Origin of the sequence: Bombella mellum (assembly GCF_014048465.1) — a bacterium.
GTDB lineage: Bacteria > Pseudomonadota > Alphaproteobacteria > Acetobacterales > Acetobacteraceae > Bombella > Bombella mellum.
Window position 1 is genome coordinate 91,024 of sequence record NZ_PDLY01000005.1, and the last position, 20,865, is coordinate 111,888.

Annotated in this window: 18 protein-coding genes; 11 read left to right on the top strand and 7 right to left on the bottom strand. The window is 60.4% G+C overall.

Annotated features, from left to right (window positions below):
* Window positions 1-58 precede the first annotated feature (58 nt).
* From CPA56_RS08350 to CPA56_RS08370, 5 genes are all read right to left on the bottom strand, one after another.
* The gene (locus CPA56_RS08350) at window positions 59-481 is read right to left on the bottom strand and encodes an ExbD/TolR family protein (protein ID WP_182041552.1); all 423 of its coding nucleotides are present in this window, start codon (window positions 479-481) and stop codon (window positions 59-61) included.
* A 4-nt stretch (window positions 482-485) separates the two neighbouring features.
* Window positions 486-1,508 carry a MotA/TolQ/ExbB proton channel family protein gene (locus CPA56_RS08355; protein WP_182041553.1) on the bottom strand — a complete coding sequence of 341 codons (1,023 nt, stop codon included), beginning with the start codon at window positions 1,506-1,508 and terminating at the stop codon, window positions 486-488.
* A 197-nt stretch (window positions 1,509-1,705) separates the two neighbouring features.
* Window positions 1,706-2,392, bottom strand: a complete 687-nt coding sequence (locus tag CPA56_RS08360) for an energy transducer TonB (protein WP_182041554.1) — start codon at window positions 2,390-2,392, stop codon at window positions 1,706-1,708.
* A gap of 597 nt (window positions 2,393-2,989) precedes the next feature.
* Window positions 2,990-4,121 (bottom strand): peptide chain release factor 2 gene (prfB, locus tag CPA56_RS08365; RefSeq protein WP_182041555.1). Its coding sequence is split into 2 segments (ribosomal slippage): window positions 2,990-4,051 and window positions 4,053-4,121, totalling 1,131 coding nucleotides; the frame shifts between segments, so codons are not numbered across the junction.
* Window positions 4,122-4,161: 40 nt separating this feature from the next.
* Window positions 4,162-6,690, bottom strand: a complete 2,529-nt coding sequence (locus CPA56_RS08370) for a penicillin-binding protein 1A (RefSeq protein ID WP_182041556.1) — start codon at window positions 6,688-6,690, stop codon at window positions 4,162-4,164.
* Window positions 6,691-6,864: 174 nt separating this feature from the next.
* Here CPA56_RS08370 and rph point away from each other — a divergent pair, with 174 nt between their 5' ends.
* The 3 genes from rph to CPA56_RS08385 all read left to right on the top strand — a co-directional run bounded on the left by rph (window position 6,865) and on the right by CPA56_RS08385 (window position 8,850).
* Window positions 6,865-7,587, top strand: a complete 723-nt coding sequence (gene rph / locus CPA56_RS08375) for a ribonuclease PH (RefSeq protein WP_182041557.1) — start codon at window positions 6,865-6,867, stop codon at window positions 7,585-7,587.
* Window positions 7,587-8,207 carry an RdgB/HAM1 family non-canonical purine NTP pyrophosphatase gene (gene rdgB, locus CPA56_RS08380; RefSeq protein ID WP_182041631.1) on the top strand — a complete coding sequence of 207 codons (621 nt, stop codon included), beginning with the start codon at window positions 7,587-7,589 and terminating at the stop codon, window positions 8,205-8,207. Before rph ends, rdgB begins: the two co-directional genes overlap by 1 nt.
* Window positions 8,208-8,406: 199 nt before the next feature.
* Window positions 8,407-8,850, top strand: a complete 444-nt coding sequence (locus tag CPA56_RS08385; protein WP_326831320.1) for a type I restriction-modification system subunit M N-terminal domain-containing protein — start codon at window positions 8,407-8,409, stop codon at window positions 8,848-8,850.
* 350 nt (window positions 8,851-9,200) lie between these two features.
* Here the strand turns inward: CPA56_RS08385 and CPA56_RS08390 are convergent, their stop codons facing one another.
* Complete coding sequence (locus CPA56_RS08390) at window positions 9,201-9,947, bottom strand: hypothetical protein (RefSeq protein WP_182041558.1); 747 nt, start codon at window positions 9,945-9,947, stop codon at window positions 9,201-9,203.
* On the bottom strand, window positions 9,944-10,336 hold the full coding sequence (gene repC / locus CPA56_RS08395) for a replication initiation protein RepC (RefSeq protein ID WP_229707559.1): 393 nt from the start codon (window positions 10,334-10,336) through the stop codon (window positions 9,944-9,946). The genes CPA56_RS08390 and repC overlap by 4 nt, the downstream gene beginning before the upstream one ends.
* A 124-nt stretch (window positions 10,337-10,460) precedes the next feature.
* On the opposite strand from repC, the gene CPA56_RS08400 reads away from it, so the two are divergent.
* The 8 genes from CPA56_RS08400 to CPA56_RS08435 all read left to right on the top strand — a co-directional run bounded on the left by CPA56_RS08400 (window position 10,461) and on the right by CPA56_RS08435 (window position 20,862).
* The gene (locus tag CPA56_RS08400) at window positions 10,461-10,706 is read left to right on the top strand and encodes a hypothetical protein (RefSeq protein WP_182041560.1); all 246 of its coding nucleotides are present in this window, start codon (window positions 10,461-10,463) and stop codon (window positions 10,704-10,706) included.
* Window positions 10,707-11,012: 306 nt separating this feature from the next.
* Complete coding sequence (locus tag CPA56_RS08405) at window positions 11,013-12,728, top strand: alginate export family protein (protein ID WP_182041561.1); 1,716 nt, start codon at window positions 11,013-11,015, stop codon at window positions 12,726-12,728.
* A gap of 224 nt (window positions 12,729-12,952) precedes the next feature.
* The gene (locus CPA56_RS08410; RefSeq protein WP_182041562.1) at window positions 12,953-13,726 is read left to right on the top strand and encodes a phosphoadenylyl-sulfate reductase; all 774 of its coding nucleotides are present in this window, start codon (window positions 12,953-12,955) and stop codon (window positions 13,724-13,726) included.
* A gap of 65 nt (window positions 13,727-13,791) precedes the next feature.
* Window positions 13,792-14,586, top strand: a complete 795-nt coding sequence (cysD, locus tag CPA56_RS08415) for a sulfate adenylyltransferase subunit CysD (RefSeq protein WP_182041632.1) — start codon at window positions 13,792-13,794, stop codon at window positions 14,584-14,586.
* A 13-nt stretch (window positions 14,587-14,599) separates the two neighbouring features.
* Window positions 14,600-16,471: an adenylyl-sulfate kinase gene (gene cysC / locus CPA56_RS08420; RefSeq protein ID WP_182041563.1), complete on the top strand. Its 1,872-nt coding sequence runs from the start codon at window positions 14,600-14,602 to the stop codon at window positions 16,469-16,471.
* A 145-nt stretch (window positions 16,472-16,616) separates the two neighbouring features.
* Complete coding sequence (locus CPA56_RS08425) at window positions 16,617-17,381, top strand: sulfite exporter TauE/SafE family protein (RefSeq protein WP_182041564.1); 765 nt, start codon at window positions 16,617-16,619, stop codon at window positions 17,379-17,381.
* Between the two features lie 246 nt (window positions 17,382-17,627).
* Window positions 17,628-19,766 carry a TonB-dependent receptor gene (locus CPA56_RS08430; RefSeq protein WP_229707576.1) on the top strand — a complete coding sequence of 713 codons (2,139 nt, stop codon included), beginning with the start codon at window positions 17,628-17,630 and terminating at the stop codon, window positions 19,764-19,766.
* 118 nt (window positions 19,767-19,884) lie between these two features.
* Window positions 19,885-20,862, top strand: a complete 978-nt coding sequence (locus tag CPA56_RS08435; protein ID WP_182041565.1) for a DMT family transporter — start codon at window positions 19,885-19,887, stop codon at window positions 20,860-20,862.
* The last annotated feature ends 3 nt before the right edge of the window (window positions 20,863-20,865 follow it).

A 20,865-nucleotide genomic window follows, 5' to 3' on the forward strand; every position in this document is an offset into this window, starting at 1 on the left:
AAAGAGGGATGAAAACTCCCCCGCTTCCGTCAGAGGGACGGGAGCAGGGGATGACAGGTCAGTCGTGTGGCTGTTCCGTGATGAAATCCACATGCTGGATGCCCGCTTCCTGACAGGCGGCCACGATCTTGCCGACCGGCATGTACTGGGCCGAGCCGTCACCACGGATCTGTATCTGTGGCTGCGGGCGCAGGCGTGCCGCCTCCACCAGACGGTTGACCAGGTCCTTGTGGTCGCTGACGGGCAGGGTGTTCCAGTAGGTCTGCCCGTCAGCCGTCACGGCCAGCACGATGTTGCCCGGCTTCGTCTGGGTCGGCTGGTTGCGGTCCACCGGCAGCTTGACCTTCACGGTGTGCGTGGCCACCGGAATGGTGATGAGGAAGATGATGAGCAGCACCAGCATGACGTCGACGAGTGGTGTCGTGTTGATGGCTGACACCACCTCTCCATCATCGCCAATGTCTCCGGTGTTGAATGCCATGATCTCAGACCCGTTCGCTGGCTGTTGTGGTGGTCGGGCTGCTGTCCTTCGTTCCTTCGGCGAAGCCCGCCTCATGGCGGTAGCCGCCGATCAGAACGGAGTGCAGGTCGGACCCGAAATTGCGGACCCGGTCCATGGCACCCTTGTTACGGCGGACGAGCAGGTTGTAGCCCAGCACGGCCGGCACGGCGGTGGCCAGACCGATGGCCGTCATGATGAGGGATTCACCCACCGGGCCTGCCACCTTGTCGATGGAGGCCTGACCGGCAATGCCGATGGCCGTCAGGGCGTGATAGATGCCCCAGACCGTACCGAACAGGCCGATGAAGGGGGAGGTGGAGCCTACCGTACCAAGGAAGGCCAGCCCGCCCTGGAGGCGTGTGTTGATGGTTTCCAGGGCACGCTGGATGGACATGGCCGTCCATGAGTGGAGGTCGATGGAATCCCGCATGGAGCCTTCATGATGACGGGCGGCGACAATGCCTGTCTCGGCGATGTAGCGGAACGGGGAATCGGCCTTCAGGGTCTGTGCCCCGTCCTGGACGGTCTTCTGTGTCCAGAAACTCTGGTTGACGGCCTTGGAGGCCCGGAAGAGGCGGGACTGTTCGAGGAACTTGCTGATCATGATGATCCATGTTCCCAGGGACATGATGGCCATGATGAGCAGCACGCCACGGGCGATGATGTCACCATTCTTCCAGAGTGCACCCAGACCGTAGGGGTTTTCCTTGGGGGCTTCCTCTGCTGGCTTGTCGCTCACCGGCGTGGCGGTGACGGGCGTGCCGCCTTCGGCACCGGCCGGAGGAGCGGCGGGCGTGACGCCAGCGGGCGGTGCTGCCGGTGTGGTGCCTGCGGGAGGCTGGGCAGTCATTGTGGCACCGGCCGGAGGAGCGGCAGGCGTGGCTTCCTGTGCAAAGGCAGCGGAGGCCAGTGGCGTGGCCGCCAGAGTCAGGGCCAGGGCCGTGCCATAGACAGCGCGCGCACCCGGCGCAGCAACAGTTACGGGGAGGCGGAACAGTCTGGTCATGAATCCCATATCCTTGTCTAAAAAAGCACCTGTCTGAAGGTGCACCGGTGGGAGTAACCTCCCGTGTCGGTCTTCCTGCCGTCCCTGCCGGGGCGGAACAGTGTGAAAACGGTCTGCTGCCCGACCTTCCGCAAAGGCGTGCCTGGTGGAAGGAGGCGGGGCAGCGTGAAACTGGCTCATCTCAGGCCGGAGGACCCTCACTCGTCACCCATGGTGAAGTCCACATGCAGGACGTGGTTGTGTTCCACGACCGGCTGTCCACCCACCACGGCCGGCTGGTACCGGACTGCCGAATGTTCGAGGAAGTCGAGCGCACTCTCGGCAAAGTCATGCCCGCCCTTGACACTCAGCAGCTTGCAGTGCGCAGGCTTGCCGTTGGTGAGGATGTCGCAGGAGGCCGTCACGGAGCCTTCACGGTTTTCCTCCTGTGCCTCCTCCGGATATTCCGGGCGCACGTTGTTGATGGGGGAAGCCCCTGCCGAATGGTCATTCTCGGACGAGCTGCTGGAGCTTGCCGCAGGAGCCGCCGAGGAAGACTGCGCCGGAGCGGCAGGCGCAGGCTGGGGAGCAGCGGCCTTCGGCTTGGGAGACTTCTGGTGGCTGTGCTGGATCGGTGGTTTTGGCGGTGGTGCCACCTGTATCCTGGGCGGGGGAACATAGGGCGGTGGCGGCTGGACCATCACCGGCTGGGGCGGTGGCGGAGGCGGCGGAGGCGGCGGTGCTTCCGCAATGACCCGTGTCTGGATCGGAGGATGCACGGGTGCGGGCTTCTCCGCCCTTGTGAGCGTCAGGGCGTAGACCACCAGACCGATGGCCAGAAAGGCCACGACAACGGCGACGATATAGTCTGTCGGCTTGCGTTGCTGGACGGCGTAGCTTCTCATTCCAAAACCTTCTTACCCTTTTCCCACACCGTGTGGTCTGGCGTTTCTTTTCGGCAGGGCTGCCCTGCCAGCATGACCGGTTCCTCCACATGGCAGGCCCATGCCCAGCCCGGGAGGGAAAAAGACCCTCTGCCTGCATGTACGGCTGTCGGGTGCGTGCCGACCTAGCTCTCACGGGGGGATGTCTCCTGGGAGAGGACCGGCGAACCCGCACGGGATGGCTCCCGTATCGGTTCTTTTACCAATGGCCTAAGCTGCCTCCCTGATGCAAGTAGTGTTATGCGACTCTTTCGCATGTCATTCTGTGGATAAAACAGGGTGCTTATGTGGATATTTTTCGTGACCGTCTCAAGGATGGCGGATTTCCCGTGTTTTTCGTGAGGAGGCAAGGCTAGGGATGAGGACGGAACTGTGAATTATTTTGACCGGCCCACCCTGTAAAAATAACAGATCGTTCTGGTCAAATAGCCGGATCTGTCAGGAAGTAACGCACTGAAGTCGTGAAACCTGCGGGAATCAGTCTCCGGAAAACTGAAAAAGGGCATGATCCCTGTTGCAGGACCATGCCCTTTCCTGTCCGTCCGATCCGTGACGGCCTCACTGGGCCGTGGCACTGGCCTCCGACCTCGTGGCACTGACACGCTGTGCCAGAGACGCTGCCATGAACTCGTCCAGATCACCGTCAAGAACGGCGTCGGGATTGCCCTTCTCGATGTTGGTGCGCAGGTCCTTGACAAGCTGGTAGGGAGCCAGAACGTAGGACCGTATCTGATGCCCCCAGCCGATGTCCGTCTTGGCGGCCTCGGCGGCGGAGGCCTCGGCTTCCCGCTTCTGAAGTTCGGCCTCATAGAGGCGGGCCTTCAGCATTTCCATGGCCGTGGCCCGGTTGCGGTGCTGGGACCGGTCCGTCTGGCAGGCCACGACGATGCCCGTCGGGATGTGGGTGATGCGGATGGCGGAGTCCGTCTTGTTGACGTGCTGCCCACCAGCTCCGGAGGCCCGGAACGTGTCCACGCGCAGGTCGGAATCGATGATCTCGATCTCGATTGAATCATCCACGACAGGCGAGATGTAGATGGAGGCAAAGGAGGTCTGCCGCCGTGCGGCGGAGTCGAAGGGGGAGATGCGCACGAGGCGGTGCACCCCGGCCTCCGTCTTCAGCCAGCCATAGGCGTTGGGGCCGCTGACGAGGATCGTGGCGGATTTCAGCCCGGCCTGTTCCCCTTCGCTGCTTTCCATCATGGTCACCTTGTAACCATGTTTCTCAGACCAGCGGGTATACATGCGCAGCAGCATTTCGGCCCAGTCCTGCGCCTCCGTGCCACCGGCACCGGCATTGACCTCGAGATAGCAGTCATTGCTGTCGGCCTCGCCAGAGAGGAGGCTTTCCGTCTCACGCTGCTGGGCCTGGGTGGCGAGGCTGCGCAGGGTGGCGAGGCCCTCCTGCACCACGGCGTCGTCATTCTCCATCTCGGCCAGCTCGACGAGGTCCAGCGTGTCCTGCACGTCGGCCTCCAGGGCCTCGACCCCCTCGATCTGGTTGGCGAGCATGGTGCGCTCACGCATCAGCTTCTGGGCGGCATCCGGGTTGTTCCAGAGGTCCGGGTCTTCGGAGAGATGGTTCAGTTCGGCAAGGCGTGTTTTGGCGACATCCCAGTCAAAGATGCCTCCTCAGCAGTGCCACCGACTGCTTGATCTGTTCGGAGAGGGCTTCGGTCTCGGCCGACATTCAGGCGTTCTCCTGTTTCCTTCAGGTTGATGTTGCTGCCTTAGTACAGACCACCGACGCCAATGTCACCTCCTTCCGGCGGTCCGGACCTGCCCTGAGGGGTGGAGCCGGACGGGGCTGGACCGGCACCGGTCTGGCTGGCCGTTCCATCGGCGGAGCTGGGCATGTCAGTCTCGGAATCAGGAATCATGTCCGCACCGGTATCGGCGGCGGTGAGGGCCTGCGTTCCGGCCCCGAAGCCATGCAGCGGCACGGATGCCCCCGGAATCTGGTCCGGCTTGAAGGCGTCGATGGCCCGGATGCGCCCGGTATCGTACTCCGCCAGCGTGATTCCTGCCGGTGCGGGGAATTCCAGCCGGGGGCGGGTGGCGAAGACGGCCTTCATGATGCCGTTCCAGATCGGTCCGGCCAGATGGCCGCCCGTCTCGTTCTTGCCCAAGCTGCGGGGCGCATCATAGCCGATCCACACCACTGTTACGGTATCGGGAGAGAACCCGGCGAACCAAGCGTCATGATAGTCCTGACTGGTGCCGGTCTTCCCGGCGATGGGGCGGTCGATGCCCACGCCAGCCCGCACGCCCGTACCCCGGGCGATGACATCCCGCATCATGGTGGTGATCTGGAAGGCACTCTGCGGCGAGGCCAGGACCGGGCGGCCATCATGGATGACGGGCATCCCGTTTTCGGTCGTCACCGTGCGCTGGTTGGCCTGGTTGCGCCAGATGATGGTGCCATCCGGATTCTGGATGTAGTCGATCAGGCTGGGGGTGATGCTGTGGCCACCATTGGCGATGGCCGCATAGGCTCCGGCCTCCCGCAGGACGGTGGTCTCCACGGCCCCGAGGGCGGCGGGCAGGTAGGGTGGCATGGTGTCCACCATGCCGGACCGCACGGCCATGTCGCTGACGGCCTTCATGCCCAGATGGGCCGCCACACGGATGGTCACGAGGTTGCGGCTTTCCCGCAGGGCATCATGCAGGGTGGTGGGGCCCCAGTTGTCATGCTCATAGTTCTGCGGCTTCCAGTCCCCGAAACTGATGGGTGAATCCTCGAACGTTTCGGAAGGGGAGATGTCCCGCTCCATGGCGGCCAGATAGACCAGCGGCTTGAAGGAGGACCCCGGCTGACGCTGCGCCTGCGTGACACGGTTGAACTGGCTCTGCTGGAAGGACCAGCCCCCCACGAGTGCCAGGACACGCCCCGTATGGGCATCCAGCGTGACGGTCGCCCCTTCCACCAGTGGAATCTGTTCCAGTGCGGCGGAACCGTCATCCTGCGGCTCGACCATCACGAGGTCGCTCGTCCGGAGGGGGTGGGTGCGGTGGCTCCAGGTCTCATCAGCCTTGCGGAGCGTGGCCGTGTGGGCATCGTGGTTTTTCACCCAGCCCACACGCACGGAAGGCTCCGACGACAGGACGACGGCCAGACGCCAGGCCGGGAGCATCCCGGCCGGGTTTTTCTGCTGCGCCAGCCCGGTCTGCCAGTCCGACATGGTGGCGTCGTCCAGATGGCCGACAGCACCATGCCAGCCCTCATGGGTGCGGGCATAGGCCATCAGTCCTTCCCGCAGCAGTTTCGTGCTGACCTGCTGGAGGTGCGGGTCAAGACTGGTATGGACGTCCAGCCCGCCTTCCGTCGTCTGTTCCTCGCTGTAGAGGGATGTCAGCTGGCGGCGGACTTCCGCAGCGAACCATTCGGAATTGGCGAGTGGCCCGAAGCGCACCTGTCCCTGTGGCACGAGCGGATCCTGCTTGGCCTTCTGGGCCTCGTCGGCGGGGATGGCGTGGGTCTCGCCCATGCGGTCCAGCACCCAGTTGCGCCGCCACATGGCCGCCTTGGGGTGGAGGAACGGGTTATAGTTGCTGGGGGATTTGGGCATGCTGGCGAGCATTGCCGCCTCGGCATCGCTCAGCTGGTCCAGTGTCTTGTTGAAGTAGGTCTGCGCCGCCGCCTCGACCCCGTAGGCTCCGTTCCCCAGATAGATGCCGTTCAGGTAGATTTCCAGAATGCGGTCCTTGGAGAGCGTGTGCTCGATCCGCATGGCGAGCAGGGCTTCCCGCACCTTCCGTTCGATGGTCAGGCTGTTGTTGTTCAGCAGCATGACCTTGGCCACCTGCTGGGTGATGGTCGAGGCCCCCAGCGGCCGTCTGCCCTGATGGGTCAGGATGCTGATGATGTCCGTCACGCCTGCCCGCAGCATGGCCAGCGGGTCCACGCCGCCGTGGGAATAGAAGTTCTGGTCCTCCGCCGCAATGAAGGCGTTGCGGACAAGGGGAGGAATGGCCCGGATGGGGACATAGATGCGCCGCTCATGGGACAGCTCGGCCATGAGCTGGTCATCCGACGTATAGAGACGGCTGACCACGGGGGGCTTGTAATGCTGGAGAGCGTCCACGCTGGGCAGGTTGGCACTGAGGTGTGCATACAGGCCCATCCCCGTAAGGATGGTCCCGGAGATGGCAAGTGTGCCGAGGCCAAGGGCGGCTCCCATCAGAAACCGCCAGCGGCGGAAACGGGGTTTCTGGGATGGTGAGGGCGGGCTGTCTGGCAGCATGGAGGAACGCTTCATGCCGCCCTTATAACATGGCCTGCAAAAGAACGGGAAGAAGCAGCATGTCGTCTGTTTTTTGCTGGCGGGTATGGCCGGAAGGGCAGGGGCTGCCTATGGTGGTGCCCTGTCATGGGGTGGCTGGTCCAGTCCCGCCCATGTGGATTTTCTGAAGAGATTCGAGGAAGCTGTTTCATGTTCGAACGTCCCTCCGGCCGTCCTGACGACGCCCTTCGCCCGGTCACCATCGAGACCGGTTTTTCCACTCATGCGGAAGGGTCCGCCCTGATCCGTGTCGGCGGGACGGAGGTGCTCTGCACCGCTTCCGTCGAGACACGGGTGCCGCCGTTCCTGCGGGGCCAGGGCCAGGGCTGGGTCACGGCGGAATATGGGATGCTGCCCCGTGCCACCCACACCCGTGGCTCCCGTGAGGCCGCCCGTGGCAAGCAGTCCGGCCGCACGCAGGAGATCCAGCGGCTCATCGGCCGTTCCCTGCGGGCCTGCGTGGACCTCAAGGCTCTGGGCGAGTGCATGATCACGCTGGACTGTGACGTGCTGAATGCCGATGGTGGCACACGCTGTGCCTCCATCACCGGGGCATGGGTGGCTCTGGCCATCGCTCTGGAAGGCCTGGGCAAGTCGAAGGCCCTGACGGGACAGGTGGCTGCCGTGTCCTGCGGGCTGACGGATGCCGGGCCGGTGCTGGATCTCGATTATGCGGAAGACAGCAAGGCACAGGCTGATACCAATTTCGTTCTGACCGCTGATGGCGGCATCGTGGAAATTCAGGGCACGGCAGAAGAACGTCCCTTCCGGCCTGAAGAGTTCCAGATCCTGTTTGGTCTGGCCCAGAAAGGGACGAAGGAGCTGTTTGCCGTGCAGAAAGAGGCTCTGGCCCGCAGGAAGGAAAGTGCATGATGAGCGGACAGGATTCTGCCCGCCGTCTGGAGCGTGGCAGCGAGATCGTTCTGGCAAGCCACAATGAAGGCAAGCTGCGGGAATTCTCTCTTCTGCTGGCAGAGAGCGGCATCACGGTCCGCTCTGCTGCCGAACTGAATCTGTCGGAGCCTGAGGAGACAGCTGCCGACTTCGAGGGCAATGCGCTCATCAAGGCGGAAGCCGCTGCCAGGGCGACGGGCCTGCCTGCACTGGCCGATGATTCCGGCTTCTGCGTGGCGGCATTGGATGGCAGACCGGGTGTCTATTCTGCCCGCTGGGCAGGCCCGCAGCGGGACATGACACTGGCGATGAACCGTGTGCATGAGGAGATGCAGGCCAGTGGTTCAGATGACAGAACGGCGTCGTTTGTGGTGGTATTGTGTCTGGCATGGCCGGACGGGGTACATCATTTCGTGAAGGGGGAGTGTCGGGGGCAGGTCTCATGGCCACCGAGGGGGAAGCATGGTCATGGCTATGACCCGATGTTCATTCCTGAGGGAGAAAGTCGTACCTTTGCCGAGATGGTCGAAACGGAGAAAAACCGCTTCAGCCATCGTGGGCAGGCGATGCAGCAGTTTCTGAAAGAGTGCGTAGCCTGATTGTAATAGTGGCTGTGTAGGGGATGGGTACGGTACCATTGGTGGCTGTGCCCATCTTTTTTTTGGCTATTTTCACTCTGAGGCAGGCTCGCAGATTTAGCTGAGAATTGAAATCCATCCCATTTTGTGAACAGTATGGTTGGAGGCAAAAATGAACGAATTTACAGGCTGACTTTATTTGGAAGAATGCGGAAGGCCTGTGGGGGAGGACTTCAAGCATACGGACTTTGGCAAGATCATTTTGTCGTTTACCTTGCTGCGCCGCCTAGAGTGTGCGCTGGAGCCGACTCGTGAGGCGGTGAGGGAAGCGCATGACGCTTTCAAAAATGCCGATGTTGAGCTGGATACCATTCTGCGCTCAACTGCTGAATACCCTTTCTACAACACCTCTGAATACTCCCTTGGCACCTTGGGTAGCACCAGGACGCGCCGCAATCTGGAAGACTACATCGCCCTATTTTCGGATAATGCCCGCGCTATCTTCGAGGAATTCGGGTTTGGCAATACGGTGATCCGGCTGGAGAAAGTGGGCTTGCTTTACAAGATTTGCCAGAACTTTGCCAAGATCGACCTGCACCTGGACGCGGTGCCGGATCGGGTGATGAGCAACGGGGTTTTCCAGCCACGAACCGCACCTTGTTAGGAACCCAGGTTAAAAGCGGCAGGAGAGGGGTGGCTCCGCCATGGTGGATGGCCGCCCCTGAGCCTGTAGAGTACAGGTGATCTTCCCTTTGAAATTCAACTTGATTATGACATTTATTTCCTGATCTTCTTTTCTATTTTTTGGAGTAGTGTTTCATTCCTAGGTTGTAAAATGATAAGACTTTTTTTACATTAATTTAATTAAAATATCAAAAAAAATCCTTACTTATAGGAAATCTCTTAATGTAATAATCATTACTATAATGTATTCTTGAAAAGAAATCATAAATATAATCTAATATTAAGACGAGATTATCAATATTTTCACTAATAATTATTAAATTTTTATTTTCATTTTCTGTGAGATAACTTATTTTTTTTAGGTACTTGATCTTCTCCTGAAATAAATAAATCGTAAACTCTAGTATCAATAATAGCCATTTTTTCAGAAAGTTCTAATAAAAAAGTATAATTATCTTTAATATAGAAATCTTCAACATCATTTTTTGAAATAATTTTTATTATCGTATTTATATGTGAATAAATATAATGATAAGATTCATATTTAGAATATCCTTCTCTCATGGAAGATCTTATTAATTTTGTTTTTGTTCTAATATTATCTATCTCTGGAAGAAAATATTCAATTTTCTTCCTTTTTTGAAGGGAAGTTGCCAATTTTAGGAAATTATCTTTCCTATCGTGCAAATATGTATTGATAGCTTCACAATCTTTAAATAGAATGAATATTTCATCTATGTTCCTATAAAGTTTTTTTAAATATTCAACAGCCTCTTTCACGGTAGCTTCTTTTAAATAATTGTATGGAATATTATCATATATTATATTTTTATCATCAGATAACGTCTTAAATTTTCCATAAATAGCAAACCTCTCCTTGAACAAATTCAAGTTATATGCGCTTTTATTGATCTCCTTCTGTTCTCTGGTAATGCGTGAAACACGGTAGGCCAGCCAAAAACTCGCAACAGAACAGATTATGGGGCCAAAATCCTTGAGCCATGTCGCAATCGCCCCATGAGCGGCCGGGGTGGAGCATGACAGTATCATGCCATGTACCGTGCCTTCCGTTATCACGCTTCTGCTCCCCTCATCCCATACAGCGTACGGTCGAGATTTAGCTCTCCCCTCAACTGGCGGTCAATCATGGCACGCAGGTAGCCGCCGGGAGACCTGATCCTGCCTTCGGCCTGGCGGGCGGAGATCACGGCGATGGCCACGGCCGCCTCATACTGGCCCAGAACGTTGCTGGCCTGTGCCCATGCGTGGCGGGAAATGCCCAGGTCATGGTTTGCATAGAGGGCGGCCGCCATGATCTCATCCTCCCGGGGCCTGTAGCTGGAGACGTACTGCCGGAATGAAGGCGCAATCCCAAGGGCAAAGTCCGTACCAGCCTTAGACCCCCGGAGCGGGGATGATGCCGCCCGTGGGAGGGCCGGTTCATCCCGACTACCTGTTTTCTTCATGGCTTGGCGAGCGGAGCGAGCCGCCTTTTTTACAGAAATGATATTATCTGAGTTTGTATCGGTATAGAGGGGGGCACTCAGGTGACCCCATGGGGTCACTTTCCACAGCCTGAAGAGCTGACAGATGGATTTCTGCGGCCTCCAGGAGATCAGTGAGCTGGTCGCACAGGGGGGGAAGCTGAGCCGGGTCCCGGTCCTCGCCACGCTGGAGGGTGATGGCATGGGCCTGCTGGCCAATACTCTCAGCCTCGTTTGGATCCATGCCCATCTCCAGACCTGTCCGGGTGAGGTCGTAGATGCGGCGTGGCAGGGCCGTGATCTGAATAATGGAGACGGTGTCCCTTCCGCCGTGCCTAGTGCAGGGCAGTAATTATTTCGCTGCGGCTGGCGCCTGTCATGAGGAGGGCCTTGGCCGCCCGTTGGGCCTCCAGCATTCTCCCGGTGATCCGGCGTTGTGCCGCCGGGTGTGTTCTGTCCATCTTCATCCTCGATCTGTTGGCCAAACCTGAGGAAGACGGTGCCGGGGGCTAAATCAGAATGCAGCTCTCCTGTGGCAAGAAAAAATGGGCCATGGGAAACGTGATGGAGAGAGAAAAGTTAATTCACGTCTTCACATGGGCAATAAAATGGGATTTAATACAAATAACTATTATTTAAAGTAATAAGTGAGCCGCTCATGCAGACAGGCAGGCCATCGTGGCGGGTGACGATGCAGGAAAGACCGGACCTGTCTCTGAGGTGTGTCAGTCTGTTGGGGCGGACGGGCAGGTTGTTGCGGTCCCCGGTAGTTCTTGCCGTACTGTCCGTTGCTGCAGGGCTGGGACAGGCGGAAGCGCAGATCACCGAAAAGGTTCCGCCTGCCGTGGAGACCATGCCGGGAGCCGGGGTGATCGGCCAGCCACGCCGTGTCACGCTGGAGGAGAACCGGTCCCGCAAGCGGCATCAGGGAGACTGGGGAGCCTTCAACTGGGGAAATGGTGAATTTGCCGGGTTCGGGCCGGTTGGTGTCTATGGGGTCGCCCCCTGGGCCGAGGACTGGAGCAGCAAGAAGGACCCCAGGAATTACACGGATTTTCTTGACCCCCTGAAGGCCATCCGCCTCAATGAGTCGGGCAGCATCTGGCTGTCGCTTTCCGGTGAATCCCGGATACGCAACTGGTATGAGTCGAACCCCATGCTGGGGACGGTGAACAGGCGTCATTCCGGCCGGTTTACGGTACGCAACCTGCTGGGGGCGGACCTTCATCTTGGTCCGCACTGGCGGATATTCGGGCAGCTGAACAATGGTGAGGCGGCCGGATGGAACTATTACGGCTACAATGCGACATGGCGGCGCAGGCTGGGGGTGCAGCAGCTCTTCGTCGGGTATGAGCGTAAACTGTTCAGTGCAAAGACCGGCGTGATGGTCGGGCGGCAGCAGTTTCTCGATGCCCCTTCATGGCTTGTCTACATGCGGGAAACTCCCAACGTCCCGCTTTCGTGGAATGGTGTCCGTGGCTATGCGCTGTGGAACCGGATCAGGCTGGACCTTTACAATTTTGTCGCTACACAGGTGACGAGGGATACCATCATGGGGGGCGGGTTTGATGATGGCACCCGCCTTTACGGGGGGAATGTCGGGATCGCCCTGCGGCCCTTTTCCATTGGGGGGGAGCTGGTCCATTCCTTTCTGGACCTCTTCTGGATGGGTTTCCGTGATGAGGGGAAAACGGCAGCCGTGGCCCGTTACAAAGGGTCGGAGGCGGGAACGCAGACACGACAGAATGGTGGCTTCCGCTGGTATGGTTCGGCACCGTCCTTCGAGTATGAGCTGGGGGGCGTGTATCAGGGGGGACGGTTCCATCCCGGCACGTCATCCATTGCCAGCCGTCCCGTGAGTGCCTGGGCCGTGCGGGGCGTGCTGGGCTGGCGTCATTCCTCATCCTTTCTGCATCCCTTTCTGGGTGTGCAGGCGGAGGCCTACAGCGGAGGAGACAACCGCCGGAAAGAGGGAACCGTGGGCACGTTCTCGGCCCCGTTCTCACCCCGTAATGGAACGTTCGACCTGACACGCACCATTGCGAGGGCCAACATCGTGAGTGCCGGCCCGCTGGCCAGCATCGCACCCCGGCCTTTCATGAACATCCGTATCCGGGTGCCTTACCTCTGGAGGGAGAGCATGAATGACGGGCTGTATAATTCATCATCGCCCTTTTCTTTCCTTTCGGGGCCGAAGCTGCGGCAGGCCGGGCGGGCCGTGGGGTTGCAGCCACAGGGGCAGGTGCAGTTCCAGCTTCAGCAGCACGTCAACTGGCAGATTGATGGGGGAGCGATTCTGCTGACACATCGCATGAGGCAGGCCGGGGGGAAGAACGGGACCTACATGCTTTCGACCCTCACGCTGCGTTTCTGAGTCTGCTGATAACTACGATTTAATATTGTGAAAAATGAAGGGCGGTATCAGAGGCGATTTTCCGCCGTTTCCTGCCGGAGGTCAGGCTTCCTGATTCTCTGGAAAGCTCATAATGACATTCTTATATCCTGAAAAATTGATGATTTATCAAAAATCATCATTGAAGCCCGTTAAATATGTAATTAGTTTCTTTCTTATCGTATTTTCCGCAGGGAGCAGATCACATGGCAATATCGGACGCTGAGTTCCAGGCCCTGCCCCGGCAGGAAGATGTGGCTGCCTCGGAGGAGGAGACGGGCCGTGTGCTGTCCTCCGTTCTGGCCCGCTTTCCGGGCCGTGTGGCGGTGATTTCTTCCTTCGGTGCTGAGTCTGCCGTGCTGCTGGCGCAGGTGGCGGCACAGGACAAAGCCGTGCCTGTCTTTTTCCTCGATACGGAGCGGCATTTCCCGGAAACGCTGGCCTATCGGGACGAGCTGACCCGCCATCTGGGGCTGGAGGATGTCCGCACCCTGCGCCCTGCCCGTGCCGAGGTGGAGTATCGTGACCCGGAGGGCCAGCTTGTGGCTTTCGACCCCGATGCCTGCTGCGCTTTGCGGAAGGTGGAACCGCTGGAGGTGGTTCTGCCGGAGTTCGACATCTGGGTGACAGGCCGCAAGCGGATGCAGGCGGCCACCCGGGCGGCCCTGCCCGTGGCGGAACGGCAGGAGGATGGCAGCGTGAAACTGAATCCTCTGGCTGGCTGGAGCGAGGCCCAGATCGCCCGTTTCATGGAGGAGAAGGCCCTCCCGCCGCATCCGCTGGTGGCGCAGGGTTACCGTTCCATCGGTTGTGAACCCTGTACGAGGCCCGTGGGAGCGGGAGAGGACAGCCGTGCCGGACGTTGGGCCGGGCTGGCCAAGACGGAATGTGGCCTGCACCGGCCCGTTTCCACATCGCCTGACGCCAATGTGGAAGAAATCTCAGCCGCTGCCCTGATTGCAGAGCGGCCCGCACGATGAGACCGGGCCGCATGGCCCATCAGGAAGGAAAGGGAGCAGTCATGGCTCTGGAAGACGCACATATCATGGATGGTCTGGACCAGCTTGAGGCCCAGAGCATCTTCATCCTGCGGGAGGCTTACCGCAAGCTGAAGCCCCTGGCCCTGCTCTGGTCACTGGGCAAGGACAGCAACGTGATGGTCTGGCTGGCCCGCAAGGCCTTCATGGGGCATGTGCCTTTTCCTGTCATGCATGTGGATACGGGCAAGAAATTCCCGGAGATGTATGCCTTCCGGGATGAGTACGTCAGAAAGTGGAATCTGGACCTTGTTCTCGGGGAGTGTCCCCCGGTCGAGGACATGGACCCCTCCCTGCCACCGGCGGCCCGGTCTGCGGCCCGCAAGACGGCTGGTCTGGCAAACCTGATCGACCAGCACAAGTTCCGGGGTGTCGTTGCGGGCATCCGGCGTGATGAGCAGGCCACCCGTGCCAAGGAGCGTGTCTTCAGCCCCCGTGGTGCCGGTCACCAGTGGGATGTTCGCAACCAGCCACCGGAATTCTGGGACCAGTACGCCACGCCTTACGAGGAGGGGATGCATGTCCGTGTCCATCCGCTGCTGGCGTGGCGAGAGCTGGACATCTGGCGGTACATCGAGCGTGAGAAGATTCCGCTCGTGGACCTCTATTTTGCAAAGGATGGCAGGCGTTATCGCTCATTGGGCGATCAGGACATCACCAGCCCGATCGAGAGCAATGCCTCCACCGTGGCGGAAGTGATTGCCGAGCTGGAGACGAGCCGTACCTCCGAGCGTGCGGGCCGTGCCATGGATCATGAGTCGGAAGATGCCTTCGAGCGTCTCCGTGTTGCCGGTTATCTGTGAGGGGACTTTTTCGATGACACAGACTCATTCACCATCATCGCAGGTCCGTCACGGTGTCAGCACGCCGATCGTGATCGTAGGCCATGTGGATCACGGCAAATCCACCCTGATTGGCCGCCTCCTGTATGATACGGACAGCCTGCCGGATGGCCGCCTCGTCCAGATCGTGGAAAGCAGCCGGAAGCGTGGTCTGGCCGTGGAGTGGAGCTTCCTGCTCGATTCCCTCCAGATCGAGCGGGATCAGGGTGTGACGGTGGATTCCACCCGCATTCCGTTCCAGCTGGATGGCCGGGATTTCGTCATCGTGGATGCGCCGGGCCATCGGCAGTTCCTGCGCAACATGATTACCGGTGCTGCCGACGCCGAGGCCGCCGTGCTGGTGGTGGATGCCTCCGAGGGTGTGCGGGAGCAGACACGCCGCCACGCCATGCTGCTGCGGCTCATCGGCATCAATCATGTGATCGTCCTGCTGAACAAGGCCGACAGCATCGGGTTTGATGAAGCCAGACTGAAGCAGGTGGAAGGTGACATCCGCCAGCTGCTGGGGCGGCTGGAGATCAACGTCAACCAGGTCATTCCGGCCTCGGCACGGGATGGCGACAATATCGCCACACGTTCTGAAAAGGCCGACTGGTACAGGGGGCCGACCCTGCTGGAGGCTCTGGCTCTCATCCAGCCCCCGGCATCCCGTCATGCCCTGCCATTCCGTATGCCGGTGCAGGACGTGTACCGTTTCGAGGGCATCCGCTATGTGGCGGGACGCATCGAGCGTGGCACGGTGCGGGAAGGAGACCGGCTGGAAATAGGCGGGCAGGGGCAGGAAGCCACCGTGGCCGAGGTCTGTCGCTGGCATGCTCCGCATCATCCTGTGGCTGGGGCTGGTGAATCCATCGCCCTGCGTCTGGAGCCTGATCTGGTACCGGATCGTGGGGACCTGCTGTTCCCTGCCGGTGATGAAGCCGCAGCCCCGCTGAAGGCCGCCCGTCTCAGGACACGGCTGTTCTGGCTGCGTGGTGAGCCGCTGCGTGTGGGGGAGAGTTTCCGGCTGCGTCTGGCCACGGCAGAACATGATGTCACCGTGGCTTCCATTGATGCCGTGGTGGACCTTGATGATCTCAGCCTGAGTCCGGCGGATGAGGTGCCACCGGATGGCTTTGCCGAGATCACCCTCGCCGTGGCCCGCAACATCCTCTTCGATCCCTTTGCGCCGGGAATGCCGGACGGGCGTGGCGTGCTGGTGGACCGTCATCAGAAGATCGTTGGCGGTGCCCCGCTGATCGGTCCGGCGGCCCTGCCTGAGGGAGCCAATGCCATCCATCCGACAGCCAGCGGCGTGAGCGATGCTGTCCGGGCTGGCCTGCGTGGGCATGGTCGGGCCGTGTTCTGGATGACCGGTCTGCCCGGTGCCGGAAAGAGCACCATCGCCCGTCATGCCGAGGAGGCCCTCAGCCGTGAGGGGCTGCATGTCACCGTGCTGGATGGCGATACGGTCCGGTCCGGCCTGTGCAGCGATCTTGGTTTCTCCCCGGAAGACCGGCGGGAGAATATCCGCCGTGTGGCCCATGTGGCCCGCATTCTGGCAGATGCCGGGCAGATCGTGCTGGTGGCTCTGGTGTCGCCGCTGGTCAGGGACCGTGCGATGGCCAAAGCCATCATCGGGGATGACTGGCATGAGGTCTTTGTGGATACGGCCCCCGAGCTGTGCCGCCAGCGTGACCCGAAAGGGCTGTACGCTCAGGCGGAAGAGGGCCGGATCGCCGAGTTCACCGGTGTGTCCTCGGCCTATGAACCGCCCGCCCGGCCGGATGTGGTGGTGCCCGGTGACGGCGACGTGGCCCGCAGCGTACGGCATCTGACGGAGGCCGTTTACAGGGCCGTGCGCTGAGGCTGGCAGGCCGGGTTTTCCCTCCATGAGGTGAGACCCGGCGGGCCTCGTGTCTGGATGATTATGGAACAGGGGACAGTCCTCCGGTTTTTCCGGTCTGGAGAAACCGGCAGGGGAGGTCTGTCCTGAAAGTGGGGATAAGGTGATGGGGCATCTGGCTTATGTCATCTCCGGCGCACTGGTCGGGTTTCTGGTCGGCATGACGGGCGTGGGTGGCGGATCGCTGATGACGCCGCTGCTCATCCTGCTGTGTGGTATCCACCCCAAGGCCGCCGTGGGGACGGACCTCGTCTATGCCGCCGTGACAAAGCTGTTCGGGACCGTCCTGCACAGGCGGTGCGGGCCGGTACGCTGGTCCATCGTGCTGTGGATGATGGCAGGCAGTCTCCCCGGTGTGGCAGTGGCCCTGCTCTGGCTGCGGCATCTGGGGTCGCCACAGGAGATGGCGCATGTCATCCGCCTGTCGCTGGGCATCTGCCTGCTGGTGACGGCTCCGGCCATCCTGTTCCGCCCGACACTCAAGGCCTGGGTGCTGCGGCATCAGGTGGGCGGACCGGTGCAGTCACGGGTGCTGACGGTCGTGCTGGGTTTCGTGCTGGGCTGCATGGTCAGCCTGTCCTCCGTCGGGGCCGGGGCGATCGGCATGGCCGTGCTTGTGATGCTGTATCCGACCCTTCCTTTGCGTGAACTCGTGGCCATCGACATTGCCCATGCCATCCCCCTGACACTGATTGCCGGGGTAGGTCACTGGGTGGAAGGGGACGTCATGGTGCCCACCCTGCTGCTTTTGTTGAGTGGTTCCCTGCCGGGCATCTGGCTTGGTACCCATTGCGCCGGGCGATGCCCGGAACGCTGGCAGCGGCTTGTTCTGGGCAGCCTGCTCCTGATGATCGGGCTGAAGATGATCTGAAAAAGGGCCGGGATATTCCCCGGCCTTTTTTGTGGGCAGTGGAAGAAAAGGTCCTTCTCATATGTTATATTATAACATAACATATTGAGCAGCATCAGAATGAACAGCCTAAGAGGGATGACGATCAGCATGGCGGTGAAGGGGCGGGGTGGAGCCGTTTATGTGTTTCTGATGGTGGCCTCCGGGGGACTGTTTCAGACGGCACGGGCTGACGATGGGGCAGGGGACCGACGGCAGCAGCCGGTCATGGCGGCTGAAAACCGGGACCAGAGTGGTGGTGACGAGCCTGTCCGTCACGAGGACCATCGGGAAGAATACATCCATGTCACGGCACGGCGGCTGGATCAGGCCCGGGCGGCTCTCCAGCCTGCCATCGGGGCCACCCAGACGAATTTTTCCCGCAAGGCCATCGAGGCCAATCCCGGTGCCGACAATGCGCCGCTGAACAGCATCTTGTTGCAGGCTCCCGGCGTGACGCAGGACAGTTATGGGCAGATTCACATTCGGGGAGACCATAACAACGTCCAGTTCAGGCTGGATGGTGTGGCCCTGCCGGAAGGGGTGAACGTGTTCGGGCAGGCCCTGATGACCCGTTTTGCCCATTCCATGAGCCTGACGACGGGCGTCCTGCCAGCGGAATACGGATTTCGGCAGGCGGGCGTGATCGACATCCAGACCAGGAATGGCGTGGCTGATGAGGGGGGAACGCTCGCCGGTTATGGTGGCGTGCGGGACTATGTGCAGCCTTCCATCCAGTATGGGGGGCACTGGGGGCAGTGGGATGGCTTCATCACGGCGGATGCCGTGCATGACCGGGTGGGCATCGAGAATACCACGTCCAGTTACAATGCCATTCATGATCTCTCGAACCAGTATCATGTGCTGGGGCATCTGCGGTACACGCTCCGGCCGGAGACACGCTTCAGCCTGACGGCGGGTGTGTCCAATGCGTGGTATCAGCTGCCCAACAATCCGGGGCAGCAGCATCAGTTCGCCACGCCGCTTTTCAGGGCGGATGACAGGCCGGTGCAGGAGGATGCGCCAGACAGCAGCCATCTGGACGAGCATCAGCAGCAGATCACGGATTTTGCCATCCTCTCCTGGCAGGAGGACCACGAGAAGATCAGTGCCCAGACCTCGGCCATCCTGCGCTACAGCTCCATGCGCTACTCGCCCGACTGGCTGGGTGATCTCGTCTATAACGGCATTGCCCAGCAGGCGGCCCGGTCGGTGTTTTCCAGCGGCGTGCAGAGCGACGTGACGTGGCGCATCAGCCGGTCGCATACCGTGCGGGGGGGCGTGCAGGCCTATGGCGAGCGGGCCGTGAGCAAGAGCAGTTCACTGGTCTATCCGGTTGATGAGGAGGGTGCCATCAGTCCCCGCACCGTGACGGTGCATGATTCATCGGGGAAGACGGGAGCGTTGTATGGGGCCTATCTTCAGGATGAATGGCATCTGACCCGGTCTCTGGTCCTCAATGGTGGCGTGCGGTTTGATGGCGTGGAGGAGTACGTCCATGCACATCAGTTCAGCCCCCGTGTCTCACTGGTCTGGACACCGTGGCATGGCGGGCGGTTTCATGTGGGCTATGCCCGCTATCTGACGCCTCCGCCCTTCGAGACGATCGGCACGACATCGCTGGACCGTTTTGCGGATACTTCCGCAGCTCCGGCCAACTACCAGAATGACCGTGTGAAGGCGGAGCGGGACAATTACTATGATGTCGGTTTCATGCAGCAGATCACCCCGCACTGGCATGTCGGGCTGGATGCCTACTGGAAGCAGGCGAAGAACCTGATTGATGAAGGGCAGTTCGGCGCACCCGTCATCCTGACGGCCTATAATTATCATCGGGGACGTGTGCGTGGCGTGGAGCTGACGACCGATTACAGTGCGGGACCGCTGACCCTGTATGGCAATCTGGCCGTGTCACGGGCGATGGGTAAGGACATAAACTCGGCCCAGTGGAATTTTGATGTGGAGGACCTCCAGTACATGCGCAGCCACTGGGTCCATCTCGACCATGACCAGCTGATCACGGCCTCTGCGGGCGGGGCCTATGCGTTCTTTCATCGGACGGTCCACCCCCTTCAGCTTTCGGGCACGATGATCTATGGTAGTGGCCTGCGGAAGGACAGGGAGCTGGAAGATGGTTCCATCCCCAACGGTACGCATGTTCCGCAGTACGTCACTTTCAATCTGGGGCTGGTGCAGACCCTGAAGCACATGGCGTGGCTGGGTGGGTACACCATGCAGCTGCGGCTGGATGTCATCAATCTGTTCGACAGGCGGTACATGCTGCGTGACGGCAGCGGGATAGGGGTGGGTGCCCCGCAATATGGCCTGCGGCGCAGCGTGATGGGAGGCGTGGCCCTGTCCCTGTGATGGCGGCCTGACACCGCAGGCCCGCCATCCTGACGGGATTGGATGGTTTCTTTTTGGTGGATTACCCCTTACCCTTGGCGCAGCGCAATAATGGCAAGGCATCGGGGACCGGTACTACATGAGGAAGATACTTTTTACGTCGGGCATTGTGCTGGCCCTCATAGGGTATGCGTTCTTTTCCATCAGTGATGCCTGTTCCAAGGGGCTGGCCGGGCGGCTGGACCCCTTCGAGGTCGCCTTTTTCGGGGGCGTATTCGGGCTGCTGATCGTCCCGCTGCTGAAACGTCCGAATGAATCGTACAGGATGCTGGTGCTTTCCAGCCATCCGTGGCTCTGGATCGTGCGGGCGGCGGCGGTGTTCGTGGCGACGGCGGGGAGTGTGGAAGCCTTCATGCTTCTGCCCATGCCGGAGGCCCTGTCCCTGATGTTCCTGATGCCGTTTTTCGTCACCATCGTGTCCGTGCTGTTCCTCAAGGAGCAGGTGACGGGCTGGGCCTGGCTGTCTGTCCTGATGGGCTTTGCCGGTGTGATGATCGTCCTGCGTCCCGGCGTGAAGGCTCTCCAGTTCGGGCATCTCTGTGCCATCGTGGTGGCGATGGCCTCCGCCGTGAGCGTGATCGCCTACCGGTTTGCAGGCAAGGAGACATCCCGCCTGACGCTGTACGGCTCCAGCCTGTGCGGGCCGCTGGTGGGTGACGGAATTCTCATGGCGCAGCATTTTGTCCTTCCCCACGGGCTGAATGACTGGCTGCTGCTGTTCGGGTACGGGTTTCTGGCGGCTGCAGGGCAGCTTCTGCTCATGCTGGCCGCCTCTATCGCCCCGGCAAACCGTGTGGCCCTGCCGCAATACAGCCAGATGGTCTGGATCGTGGCGTTCAGCTATTTCATCTTCAACCAGCCCGTGGACATGTGGGACGGCATAGGGATTGCCGTCGTCACCCTCTCCGGGATGCTGAACTGGCTGCGGCAGAAGATCCGTTTCGAGAAGATGCTGCATCGTGGCTGGTGGTGGCGGCGCAAGCCCACGCCGGAGGTCATCGCTGCCACCCCTGCCGCCGTCATCACCCCGCCGCTCGAGGATAAACCGCACGAGTGAGGG

Bases quoted from the DNA above. Each gene is read 5' to 3' on its own strand.
- CPA56_RS08435 (WP_182041565.1), top strand. From the start codon at position 19,885: ATGAGGAAGATACTTTTTACGTCGGGCATTGTGCTGGCCCTCATAGGG.
- repC (WP_229707559.1), bottom strand. From the start codon at position 10,336: ATGAAGAAAACAGGTAGTCGGGATGAACCGGCCCTCCCACGGGCGGCA.
- rdgB (WP_182041631.1), top strand. From the start codon at position 7,587: ATGAGCGGACAGGATTCTGCCCGCCGTCTGGAGCGTGGCAGCGAGATC.
- CPA56_RS08350 (WP_182041552.1), bottom strand. From the start codon at position 481: ATGGCATTCAACACCGGAGACATTGGCGATGATGGAGAGGTGGTGTCA.
- CPA56_RS08405 (WP_182041561.1), top strand. From the start codon at position 11,013: ATGCAGACAGGCAGGCCATCGTGGCGGGTGACGATGCAGGAAAGACCG.
- CPA56_RS08410 (WP_182041562.1), top strand. From the start codon at position 12,953: ATGGCAATATCGGACGCTGAGTTCCAGGCCCTGCCCCGGCAGGAAGAT.
- cysD (WP_182041632.1), top strand. From the start codon at position 13,792: ATGGATGGTCTGGACCAGCTTGAGGCCCAGAGCATCTTCATCCTGCGG.
- CPA56_RS08400 (WP_182041560.1), top strand. From the start codon at position 10,461: ATGGATTTCTGCGGCCTCCAGGAGATCAGTGAGCTGGTCGCACAGGGG.
- CPA56_RS08360 (WP_182041554.1), bottom strand. From the start codon at position 2,392: ATGAGAAGCTACGCCGTCCAGCAACGCAAGCCGACAGACTATATCGTC.
- rph (WP_182041557.1), top strand. From the start codon at position 6,865: ATGTTCGAACGTCCCTCCGGCCGTCCTGACGACGCCCTTCGCCCGGTC.
- CPA56_RS08425 (WP_182041564.1), top strand. From the start codon at position 16,617: ATGGGGCATCTGGCTTATGTCATCTCCGGCGCACTGGTCGGGTTTCTG.
- cysC (WP_182041563.1), top strand. From the start codon at position 14,600: ATGACACAGACTCATTCACCATCATCGCAGGTCCGTCACGGTGTCAGC.
- CPA56_RS08355 (WP_182041553.1), bottom strand. From the start codon at position 1,508: ATGACCAGACTGTTCCGCCTCCCCGTAACTGTTGCTGCGCCGGGTGCG.
- CPA56_RS08370 (WP_182041556.1), bottom strand. From the start codon at position 6,690: ATGAAGCGTTCCTCCATGCTGCCAGACAGCCCGCCCTCACCATCCCAG.
- CPA56_RS08430 (WP_229707576.1), top strand. From the start codon at position 17,628: ATGGCGGCTGAAAACCGGGACCAGAGTGGTGGTGACGAGCCTGTCCGT.